We start from the raw sequence: 11,590 nt of genomic DNA, 5'->3' as shown, positions 1-11,590 counted from the left end.
CCCTGGGCAGAAGGCCGGGCGGGCGGTCAGGCCGTGGGGCGGTCGTACGAGCGCGGATCGCGCCGCCGCATCACTCGGCGGCGGGCTCCGGCTCCACGTCGCCCACCACTTCGGTCCCGGTCTCGTCTTCCTTCACCACGCGGGCCACGTCCACCACGGCGTCGCCCGGATCGAGGTGCATGACCCGCACCCCCTGGGTGTTGCGCCCGATGACGCGAATGCCGTTCACCGGCACGCGGATGATGATGCCGTGGCGCGTGATCATCATGAGCTCGTCCTCGGGGATCACTTCCTTGAGTGCCACGATGGTGCCGGTCTTTTCGGTCACCTTGAAGGTGATGATCCCCTTCCCGCCCCGCCGCTGAACCCGGTACTCGGTGAGTTCGCTCCGCTTGCCGTACCCCTTCTCGCTTACGACGAGGATCGTGGCGTCACGCCGCACGACGACCATGCCGATGACCGCATCGTCCTTGTCCAGCTCGATGCCCTTCACTCCGGTCGTGGCGCGGCCCATGTCGCGCACGTCGCCCTGGTGAAACCGGATGCTCATGCCCTGCCGGGTGCCGAGGATCACGTCGCTGTTGGCATCGCAGACCTGGACATCGATCAGCTCGTCGCCCTTCTCGACGTTGATGGCGCAGATGCCGTTGGTCCGGACGTTTCCGTAGGCCGAGAGCACCGTCTTTTTCACCGTGCCGCCGCGGGTGGCGAAGATGAGGCACTTGTCCTCGGTGAAGTCGCGCACCGGCACGAGTGCCGCGATTTGCTCGTCCGGCTTGATCGCGACGCAGTTCACCACCGGCTTGCCCCGCGCGGCGCGGCTCGCCTGCGGGATCTCGTGCACCTTGAGCCAGTACGCCTGTCCCCGGGTGGTGAAGAACATGAGGTAGTCGTGCGTGCTCGCGATGAACAGGTGCTCGACCCAGTCGTTTTCCTTCAGGTCGGCGCCGTTGAGCCCGCGCCCGCCGCGCCGTTGGCGCTTGTAGGTCGAGACCGGAATCCGCTTGATGTAGCCCGAGTGGGAGATGGTGATGACCATATCTTCCTCGGCGATCAGATCCTCGACCGTGAACTCGCCCTGGTCGGCCACGATCTCGGTGCGGCGGTCGTCGCCGAAATCCTTGGCGACCTCGGCCATCTCGTCCTTGAGAATGGCCATCCGCTTGGGGCGCGAGGCGAGAATGCTCTTCAGCTCCTTGATCGTGGCGCGCACCTCCTTGAGCTCGGCCTCGAGCTTTTCGATCTCCAGCCCGGTGAGCTTGGCGAGCCGCATGTTGAGGATCGCGTCGCTCTGCTTTTCGGAGAGGCCGAACCGCTTGCGAAGCCGCGCATCAGCATCCGGCACGTCCTTCGACTGCCGGATGATCGCGACCACGTCGTCGATGTTATCGACCGCGATCTTGAGCCCTTCGAGGATGTGCTCGCGGGCCTCGGCCGCCTCGAGATCGAACTGGGTCCGGCGGACCACGATCTCGTGCCGGTGCTCGACGAAGCGCCCGAGGATTTCCTTCAGGTTCATCACCTTGGGCGCGCCGTGGTCGAGGGCGAGCATGATGACGCCGAAGGTCGACTGCATGGCGGTGTGCTTGTAGAGCTGGTTCAGCACGACGTTGGGAATCGCGTCGCGCTTGAGCTCGATCACGATCCGCATGCCGTCCTTGTCCGACTCGTCGTTCACCCCCGAGATGCCCTCGATCTTCTTGGCCATCGCCATCTCGGCGATGGACTTGACCAGGTTCTCCTTGTTCACCTGGTACGGGATCTCGGTGACCACGATCTGCGACTTGCCGCTCGACTCCTTCTCCTCGATCTGCGCCCGGGCACGCATGACCACGCGGCCGCGGCCGTTCTCGTAGGCGTCCTTGATGCCCTCCCGGCCGTAGATGTAGGCGCCGGTGGGGAAGTCGGGACCCTTGATCGCCTTCCTGAGCTCGGAGATGGTCGCGTCGGGGTTGTCGATCAGAATCTCGACCGCCTTGGCCACCTCGCGCAGGTTGTGCGGCGGAATGTTGGTGGCCATGCCCACCGCGATGCCGCTCGAGCCGTTGACGAGGAGGTTGGGGATCTTCGACGGGAGGACCGTGGGTTCCTGGAGTCGGTCGTCGAAGTTGGGCTGGAAGTTGACGGTGTTCTTGTCGATGTCCTCCAGCATCGCGATGGCGACCCGCGTGAGGCGTGCCTCGGTGTATCGGTAGGCCGCCGCGGGGTCGCCGTCAACCGAGCCGAAGTTGCCCTGGCCGTCGATGAGCGGATAGCGCAGCGAGAACTCTTGCACCATGCGCACGAGCGCGTCGTAAACCGACGCATCGCCGTGCGGGTGGTACTTGCCCAGCACGTCGCCGACCACCGTCGCCGACTTCTTGTACGCCCGGCCCGGCACCAGGCCGAGCTCGTTCATCGCGTAAAGGATCCGGCGGTGCACCGGCTTCAGGCCGTCACGCACGTCCGGCAAGGCGCGGGAGACGATGACGCTCATCGAGTAGTTGATGAACGACTGCTGCATTTCCTCTTCGATGAGCCGGGGCAGGATGCGTTCGCGCGAGTTGGGTGCGGTCATGGGCGCCGGAGGCGAGGGTACACGACGAGCCGGAGGTCCGGCCCGAGAACCTACAAATATACTCGGGCCCGGCCCCGCGAGGCAATCCTGATGCTGCTATCGAAGCGATTGCGGAATAATGACTTGCGCCCTTGTCGCCGACCCAGGCAGGGGTGGCCTCAGGAGCACCGTTCCGGCACCCCGCCCGACCGGCGGTTGGCCGGTCGCGTCGACGATCCGGCCGACCGTGCGGCCGTCCGCGTCGAGCATGCGATAGACCGACCTCTGACTTTCCTGCTGCATCATCATGTCTCCAGCGCCGCGCGCCGGCTCCGTCTGCATCGGAGGCGCATCCGGCGGCGTGTGCCCGGTCGAAGTGTCATCCATACGAGCAGTGAGATGCACTGAATCGCGATTGGGTTGCTGCCCGTAGAGCGGAGCGCAGGCGGTGCGGCCCGGCTGAGCCCGGTACGACTACGCGCAACCCTTTCCCGGCCGCCGGTGTCAGAGGGCAGACGCCGGACGACCCCTCGCCTTGGAGCCCGGTGGACGACCGCATCCTGATCGCGCGCGTGCTGGCGGGAGACGCGAGCGCCGAACGCGAGCTCTACGATCGATACGTGGACCGGATCTTCCGCCTCGTATACCGGCTGGCGGGCGACATGGATCGTGCGCAGGACTACACCCAGGAGACCTTCATCCGAGCCTTCGCGCGGCTGGCCGAGTTCCGCGGCGAGTCCTCACTCTCGACCTGGCTCTGCGCGATCGCGACATCGGTAGGGCTCAATGGCCTGCGCCGGACCAAGCGGCGTGAGGTGCGGGAGGTCGTGATGGACCAGGCCGAGTTGCCCGACCTGGCGGAGCGCGCGCCGGACCCGGACCTCAAGGCCCGGCTGCACCAGGCGATCGACGCGCTGCCTGAGCGGTACCGCGCCGTGTTCGTGATGCACGACGTCGAGGGCTATACCCACGAGGAGATTGCCCGCGCTCTCGGTACCCGTCCCGGCACCTCGAAGGCGCAGCTCTTCCGGGCGCGCGCCCGGCTGCGCCAGGCGCTCGCCGATTTCGCGACCGGTTGACGAGGACGCCCATGTTCGACTCCGACGATCCGTTGGATCCCGAGCTCCGGAAGCTGGCCGCGACGTACCACGAGCCGCCGCCGGCGCCGCGCGAAGAGATGTGGCGCGCCATCGAGGCCGGGCGCCGGATGGCGCCGCGCACCTCGGCGCACGGCGTGCTGGTAGCGGGCGGCGGGCGGGTGCGCCGGCTCGCATGGGTGAGCGGCATCGCCGCGCTGCTCGCGCTCGGCGTAGGCATCGGGCGACTCACCGTCCATGTAGGCGGCGGGGCGGCGCTGCCAGGCAGCGCGCGGCCGGGCGCGGGCGTGCCGGCGAACGACGCTGCGGCCAAGAGCGCGAACGGCACTGCTCCGCTCGCGCGCGCGCGGAGCGAAGGCACCGCATATCGCCTCGTGGCCGCCGAGCACCTGGGCCAGGCGGAGGCGTTCCTTACGCTTTTCCGCGCCGCCGCCCACGAGCGGCGCAATGAGCCGCTGGCCCTGGCTCCGGCCACGGCGCGCCAACTGCTCGCCACGAACCGGCTGCTGCTCGACTCGCCCGCGGCGGACGATCCCAAGCTCAAGCTGGTCCTGCAGGACGTGGAGCTGGTGCTGGCGCAGATCGCCGAGCTTTCGCCCCAGCGTCGCCACGAAGACATCCAATCGATCACCGCCGCGCTCGAGCGCGACGGCATGCTGGTGCGTCTCAGGGCGTCGGTGCCTTCCGGCTCCGCCGCGACCTTCAGTCAAGGAGCGCTGTAATGCGACAGACCTGGAGCAGCGCGGCATTGGCGGCCGCCATCGGACTCGGGGTTGCGCCCGGAGCACCCCACGGGGCCGCCGCGGACATGCCGGTGCCGCTCGGTGTGCCGACCATGGCGGCGCTCCTCCCGTCGCTCCGGGTGGCGGAGCCGCAGGCGGAAGCGCCGCAGGCGGAAGCGCCGCAGGCGGCCGAGCCGCGGAGCGAGGCCCCGGCGCCCTGGTTGCAAGGCGATCCGGCGGATACGCTCTACCGGGCGGGACGCGCCGCGCTCAACGCGCGTGATTATCGCCGAGCCGCCGACGAGTTCGGGCGGATCGTGGCGCGCTACCCCAAGTCGGGCTACGCGGCCGACGCGCTCTACTGGCGTGCGTTTGCGCTCTACCGCCTGGGTGGTCAGTCCGACCTCCACCTGGCGCTCGGCTCGCTTCGAGCTCAGCGGGACACCTACCCCAAAGCCGCAACGCGCGGCGACGCCGCGGCGCTCGAGCGTCGCATCCAGGGCGAGCTCGCGCGGCGCGGCGATGCCGATGCCGCTCAGTCAATCGCCGAGGCCGCGCGGACCATCGCTGAGACTGCGGCCGCAGGCGCCGAGAATGCGGCCGAAGCGACGGCCGCGGCCAGGGCGGATATGGCAGAGGCGGCCTCCGAGCTCGGACGCGCCGGGGTCGCGATGGGGCCAGGGGTAGTCGTTGTTCCGCGGCCGCCTCGGGCCCCGCGACCACCGAAGGCGCCGAAGGCGCCGCGATCGCCCCGACCGCCCGTCGTGATCAATGGGCTCGGCAGCGACTCGCGCTGCGCCGAGTACGATGACGACATCAAGGTCGCCGCACTCAACGCGCTGCAGCAGATGGACCCGGCCCGCGCGGCACCGATCCTCGACAAGGTGCTGGCCCGGCGGGATTCGTCGTCGGTGTGCCTCCGGCGGAAGGCCTTGTTCCTCGTGGCGCAAGGTCAGGACAGCGGCGCCGTGGACGTACTCCTGCGCGCCGCGCGCACCGATCCCGATTCGGAGGTGCGCGCGCAGGCGGTGTTCTGGCTCTCCCAGGTGGACACCGATCGCTCGGTGGCGGCGCTCGATTCGATCCTGCGCACCACGAAGGACCCCGAGATCCAGGAGAAGGCGGTCTTCGCGCTGTCCCAGCAGGGTTCGCCCCGTGCGGAGAAGGCGCTCCAGACCTACGCGGGGCGCGACGATGTGCCCGAGGCCGCGCGGGAGCGCGCAATCTTCTGGCTGGGCCAGAGCGGCAGCGAGGCTAACACGGCGTTCCTGCGCTCGCTCTACGGCCGGCTCAAGAACGAAGAGCTCAAGAAGCGGGTGCTCTTCTCCGTCTCGCAGACCGGAACGCCTGCGAGCGGCAAATGGCTCGTCGGCATCGCTCGGAACCCGGCCGAGAGCCTCGAGTCGCGCAAGCAGGCGCTCTTCTGGGCGGAGCAGGGCGGCGCTTCCACCGCCGACCTCGCATCGATCTACACGCCGCAGGCGGGCCGCGAATTGCGCGGTCAGGTGATCTTCGTCCTGTCCCAACGCGGCGACAGCGCGGCGGCGGACAAGCTGATTGACATCGCGAAGCACGATCCGGATCCCGAGCTGCGCAAGAAGGCCGTGTTCTGGCTCGGCCAGATGGACGACCCGCGCATCGCCAGCGTCCTGCAGGAAATCCTGGAGCAGTAGCGGGCGCCTGCCGGGCGCGGCGCAACCCTTGGCCGCCCCGATCCATCTAAGGCGAGCGCTCATGATCGTCCCCGCTCTCCTGCTCGCCTTCGTGGCGCCGGTCCAGGCCGCGCAATTCGACTCCGTGGTGGCTTCCGCCTCGACGAGCCGCGGCGCGTCCGCGGCGTCTGCCTCGGCAGAGGTGCACGCCACCCGGCGCCGCGGCCCGATCACGATCGACGGCCGGCTCGACGAGCCCGATTGGGCGGGTGCCGTGCCCGCGGCCGCGCTCACCCAGCGGAGCCCGCACGAGGGGGCCGCATCGACCGAGCCCACCGACGTTCGCCTGCTCTTCGATGACGACGCGCTCTACATCGGCGCGAGGCTTCGCGATACCGCGCCCGACTCCGTCGTGGCGCTGCTCGCCCGGCGCGACCGGACGGCGAGCGCGGACGTGTTCATGGTCTATCTCGATCCGTACCACGACCGCCGCACCGGCGTCTACTTCGGCATCAATGCGGCGGGCACGCAGTACGACGGCACGCTCTACAACGACGACTGGAACGACGATAGCTGGGATGCGGTGTGGGAGGGCCATGCGGCCCGCGACTCCGCCGGCTGGACGGCCGAGCTCCGAATTCCCTACTCGCAGCTCCGCTTTCAGCGGCGCGACGCCTATGTGTGGGGTATCAACTTCAAGCGCACCATCGCTCGGCGCAGCGAGGACGATTACCTCGTGGTGCAGCCGACCGACGCGGCCGGTTTCGTTTCGCGCTTCGCCGATCTCGTGGGCATCGAGCACGTGGCGCCGCCGGCCCACATCGAGGTGATGCCATACGTCACGGCCAAGGCCGAGTACCTGTCCCACACGGCTGGCGATCCATTCAACGATGGAACTCGCGCGAGCCCGGGGGCCGGCGCCGATCTCAAGGTCGGGCTCGGTAGCAACCTCACGCTCGATGGGACGGTGAACCCGGACTTCGGCCAGGTGGAGGTGGATCCTGCCGTCGTCAACCTCACCGACGTCGAGACGTTCTATCCCGAGCGCCGGCCGTTCTTCGTCGAAGGCTCCAGCATCTTCAACTTCGGCTCAGACGGCGCGAACGACTTCTGGGGCTTCAACTGGGACAATCCGCAGTATCTCTACAGCCGCCGGATTGGCCGCGCACCCGAGGGGAGCCTGCCGGACGCCGATTACAGCTCGATGCCATCCGGCACCCACATCCTGGGCGCGGCCAAGCTCACCGGCAAAGTCGGAAGCTGGAGTCTTGGCGGCTTGAGCGCGCTTACGAAGCCGGAGTATGCCTCCCTGTCCACCGGCGGCGTGCAGTCGCGATCCGAGGTCGAGCCGCTCAGCTATTACGGCGTGTGGCGCGCGGAGAAGGAGTTCCAGCAGGGGCGCCAAGGGCTCGGCTTTATGGGCACAGCCACGGCGCGGAGCTTTGCCGACGCGCGGCTGCCCGACGAGCTCGACCGGACGGCGTTCACCGGGGGCGTCGACGGCTGGATCACGCTCGATCGCGGCGCCAAGTGGGTGCTCACCGGCTGGGCGGGGGGCTCCCGGGTGGGCGGCACCGCAGCGCGTATCGCCGCGCTCGAGGAGAGCTCGGTGCACTATTATCAGCGACCCGACGCCGGATATCTCGGGGTCGACTCCACCGCCAGGTCGCTCTCCGGATTCGCGGGCCGGCTCGCCATCAACAAGCAGAAGGGCAACTGGGTGTTCAACTCGGCGTTCGGCATGGTCTCACCGGGTTTCGAGGTCAACGACCTCGGTTTCCAGAGCTTTGCCGACGAGATAAATGCTCACCTGCTCACCGGCTATCGGTGGACGCGGCCAAGTGCACTGTTCCAGAACGCGCGCCTGGACGTCGCCACGTTCGGTGCGTGGACCTTCGGCGGGAATCCCACCGGCACCGGATTCTTTACCCGCGGTACCTTCGAGCTCCGCAACTTCTCGACCTGGCAGTGGGACGCGGGATACGATCGGCGCTCGCTCAACGCCCGGCGCACCCGCGGCGGCCCGCTCACCGTGAATCCGCCGGGCTTCTATTGGGACATGACGTTCCAGTCCGACCAGCGGAAGCCGTGGGTCTTCGGGCTAGCGGCCAACGGCTACGAATACGCACAGGATCGCCAGTCGAGCTGGAGCTTCGGGCCCACGCTCGACTGGCGGCCGAGTTCGCGGCTGCTGGTGAGCGTGGGCCCGACGCTCGCGCGGTTGCAGACCACCGCGCAGTACGTCGGCACCTTCGACGACGCGAGCGCCACGGCGACCTTCGGCCACCGCTATCTCTTTGCCGCGCTCGACCAGAAGACGCTTTCCGCGAGCCTTCGCCTCAACTGGATCTTCACGCCGAGTCTGAGCCTCGAGCTCTACGCGCAGCCCCTGCTTTCGTCCGGCGCGTACCGGAACTACAAGGAGCTGGCGCAGCCGCGGAGTTACCAGTTCACCCTGACCGGCGCACCGGCACCGGCGGCTGCCGACTCGATCGTGGTGCAGCCCGCCGACCCCGGGGCTGCGCCGATCGAGTTCGCCGACCCCAACTTTTCGCTCGCATCCCTCCGCGGGAACGCCGTGCTCCGCTGGGAGTACCGCCCCGGCTCAACACTCTATCTCGTGTGGACGCAGAACCGCTCGGACACGATCACCAACGGCGAATTCCGGGTGGGAGACGGCCTCTCCCGCCTTTTCTCGTCCCCGGGGGACAACGTCTTTCTGGTGAAGGTCTCGTATTGGTGGCGGCCGTAGCGCCGCAGCCTGCCCGCCGCCGTACCGCCGCTCTCCCATTACATTGCGCCCATGCTGTTCCCAGCGCGTTCCGCCGCCGGCCGGCGCGCCGGGCTCGTCTTGGGGCTCGTCGCAATGGCTGTCGCGTGCGACAAGCGAGCGCCGGTTCCCATGGTCGAGCTGCCGCCGGCCGCGGACACGCTCACGGCCACCTTCCACGATGCCGCGGGCGCGGTGTGGCTCGCTCCCGGCCGGTGGGCCATCGTCTCCGAGGGCAGCGGTCTCGTGGGGGTGGCGGACTTCGGCGCGCGCGCGGTGCGTCCGCTCGCCGGGCGCGATACCAGCGCGCTCAAGAACCCGTTCGCCGTCTTTACGGCCGGCGACTCGATCGGCGTCTCCGACTGGGGGCTCCGGCGGGTGACGCTCTGGACTCGCGACGGGCAGCTTGGCCGCAGCGTGCGCGCCACCGATGCCACGCGCGGCGCGCTGCCGCGCGGGCGCGACCGGGCGGGTCGGTTCTACGTGCTGATGATCGCGCCGTCCGGCGCCGACGGCAGCGGCGCGCGCGATTCGGCGGCCGTCGTGCGCACCACGCCCGATCTCGCGCGCATCGATACGGTGGCGCGGCTCGCGCCGCTGGACGTGGCCGAAGTCGAGAGCGATGCCGGACACCGGTTCGAGCGGCGTGCATTGAGCGGCACCGATGTGTGGGGCGTCGAGCCGGACGGAGCCGTCTGGATCGCGCGGGTGAACGAGAACCGGGTCGAGTGGCACCTTCCGACGGGCGCCATGATTCGGGGAGACCCGTTGCCGGACCGCGTCCTCGAGGTGACCCGCGCCGACCGCGAGCTCTTTACCCGCACGTTTCCGCCGGAGCTTCGGAGCACGGCCGAGCAGCTTCCGTTCGCCGCGATCAAACCTCCGTTTGTCGCGGGGTTCACCTCGGCGGACGGCGCGGTCTGGCTGGAGAAGAGCCGGGCCGTGACCGATACGCTCGGCCGCTATCAGGTGGTGGACCGGCGGGGACGGCTCGTCCGCGAGATCCGGGTGCCGGGCCATGGTCGTATTCTCGCGGCCGGCCCCGCGCACGCGCTCGCGGTCGAGGCGGACAGCGCGGGGTTGAGGCTGTTGCAATTCGTGCTGCCACGGCCCGTGGGGGCCCCGGCGGCCGACATCGTGAGCCGAGGAGAGAGTTGATGAAGCAGGTGAACTGGATCGGGCCGCTGGCGGTGGTCGCCGCGGCCGCGCTGATCGGTATCTCGGGCTGCGGCAAAGCCGCGGGAGCGGGCAAGCCGGACGTGCGGCTCGAGGCCAAGCTGCCGGCGTCGTTCGCGCAGGTGAGCAACGTGGTGGAGCTGGGTGACGGACGCATCGCCTTCACCGACACGCACGACCGCCTCTTCTTCAACGCCGATTTCAAGAGCGGCGCGCTCGACACGGTCGGCACCCGGGTGGATTCGCTCCCCCAGGGCGCGCCCGATTCGGTGTACAAGTTTCCCGGGTGGGTGGCGCATCTCGCGGGCGACACGGTGGCGCTCGTCGACTACGCGGCCATCCGCACGACGCTCTGGGATGAGCACGCGCAGCCGCTCGCGGTGCTCGCGATCCCGCCGGTGGGCGGCCCCACGCCGGTGCTGATATACGATCACCAGGGGTTCGGATACAAGACCGACTTCACCCCGATCCTGGGCGGCCCCGACGCGGGGCATAGCGTCCTCACCGACAGCGTGCCTGTGGTACGGATCCAGTTCGCGAGCGGCCGGGTGGATACGGTTGCGCAGCTTTCCGCGCCCGAGAAGGGCGACGCGGTATTCGGCACCCAGGTGCAGCAGGTGCCCAAGATCTTCTCACCGAACGACATCTTCGGCGTGCTTCCGGACGGGCGGGTGTGGGTGGCGCGCGGGCGGGAGAATCGGATCGACTGGCGCGGCCCTGGCGGGGTGTGGATCCACGGCGAATCGCGGCCGTACACGAAGCTTCCGGTGACCGAAGCGGACAAGGCGCGGGTGATCGCGCGGGTGCGCGAGCAGGGCCGGGGGCACGGGCTGCCCGACACCCTTCGCCTGGTCTGGCCATTCGCGGAGTACAAGCCGCCGTTCGTGTCCGGCATGGCGACGCCCGAGGGGGATGTCTGGCTGCAGCGCTCGCGGGCGTCGGACAACGATCCGATGGTGTACGACGTGTACGGGCCCGACGCCAAGTGGAAGCATGCGATGACGCTGCCCGACGGCGTGTCGCTCGCGGGCTTCGGCAAGGGCGGCGCGATCTACGGCATCATCAAGGACGGCGAGCGGCGGACGGTGGGGCGGTTCACGGCGGGGTAGCGCGAACGCGAATTCGAGCGGCGTGCAGGAGGGGCTTTCATCCGAGCTGACCTTCTCCCCGACGTTGGAGCAGTTAGGCTGCTACGCTCAGGGTGACGAGCACCAATCGCCGGTGGTCGGCGAAGGCGGCCGGGGTGCGGTCTGCCAGGCTGCTGTGGGGCCGGACCGTGTTGTAGTCCATCTGCTCTTCGGTGAACCGGCGCTTCTTCGTGGGCTCTCTTCGGCCCGCAGGCCGCGGTGGAGAGTCCCAGTCTATGTGCTCCAGCCTGAGGCGAGAAGGTCACGCCCACTGCTTTGTTTAAGTGTTACACGCGTCGCCGAGAATCGGGCGCGTTAGGATTCGAGAAGTGAGGTGTGACCGATCGAATCTAGCCGCCCCTTAACCGGTCCAGCCGCCGATTCGGTTCCAGCGTCGATCGAAGATCATCACCACGTCGAAGTGCCCAGCGTGGTGATTCGGGTCCTTGACCGCGTAGCCGCTGTTCCCGAGCTTGATGACGTACACTGTAGGGAGCACGGTACTTCCGG

Annotated in this window: 7 protein-coding genes; 6 read left to right on the top strand and 1 reads right to left on the bottom strand. The window is 68.8% G+C overall.

Annotated features, from left to right (window positions below; genetic code table 11):
* Nucleotides 1-70: 70 nt before the first annotated feature.
* The gene (gene gyrA, locus VFW66_10135; protein ID HEX5387048.1) at nt 71-2,557 is read right to left on the bottom strand and encodes a DNA gyrase subunit A; all 2,487 of its coding nucleotides are present in this window, start codon (nt 2,555-2,557) and stop codon (nt 71-73) included.
* 524 nt (nt 2,558-3,081) lie between these two features.
* On the opposite strand from gyrA, the gene VFW66_10130 reads away from it, so the two are divergent.
* From VFW66_10130 to VFW66_10105, 6 genes are all read left to right on the top strand, one after another.
* Nucleotides 3,082-3,615 carry a sigma-70 family RNA polymerase sigma factor gene (locus VFW66_10130; GenBank protein ID HEX5387047.1) on the top strand — a complete coding sequence of 178 codons (534 nt, stop codon included), beginning with the start codon at nt 3,082-3,084 and terminating at the stop codon, nt 3,613-3,615.
* 11 nt (nt 3,616-3,626) lie between these two features.
* The gene (locus tag VFW66_10125) at nt 3,627-4,355 is read left to right on the top strand and encodes a hypothetical protein (GenBank protein HEX5387046.1); all 729 of its coding nucleotides are present in this window, start codon (nt 3,627-3,629) and stop codon (nt 4,353-4,355) included.
* Entirely contained in the window at nt 4,355-6,028 is a 1,674-nt protein-coding gene (locus VFW66_10120) for a HEAT repeat domain-containing protein (GenBank protein ID HEX5387045.1), read from the top strand. Before VFW66_10125 ends, VFW66_10120 begins: the two co-directional genes overlap by 1 nt.
* Before the next feature lie 61 nt (nt 6,029-6,089).
* Nucleotides 6,090-8,759: a DUF5916 domain-containing protein gene (locus VFW66_10115; GenBank protein ID HEX5387044.1), complete on the top strand. Its 2,670-nt coding sequence runs from the start codon at nt 6,090-6,092 to the stop codon at nt 8,757-8,759.
* 51 nt (nt 8,760-8,810) lie between these two features.
* A complete protein-coding gene (locus tag VFW66_10110) occupies nt 8,811-9,935 on the top strand; it encodes a hypothetical protein (GenBank protein HEX5387043.1) in 1,125 nt (374 codons plus the stop codon).
* The gene (locus VFW66_10105; GenBank protein ID HEX5387042.1) at nt 9,935-11,062 is read left to right on the top strand and encodes a hypothetical protein; all 1,128 of its coding nucleotides are present in this window, start codon (nt 9,935-9,937) and stop codon (nt 11,060-11,062) included. The genes VFW66_10110 and VFW66_10105 overlap by 1 nt, the downstream gene beginning before the upstream one ends.
* The last annotated feature ends 528 nt before the right edge of the window (nt 11,063-11,590 follow it).

This window comes from Gemmatimonadales bacterium, from assembly GCA_036279355.1.
In the GTDB taxonomy this organism is placed as follows: Bacteria; Gemmatimonadota; Gemmatimonadetes; order Gemmatimonadales; family GWC2-71-9; genus DASQPE01.
The sequence above is the reverse complement of the archived record's forward strand: the minus strand, read 5'-3'. Positions and strand labels throughout refer to the sequence as shown.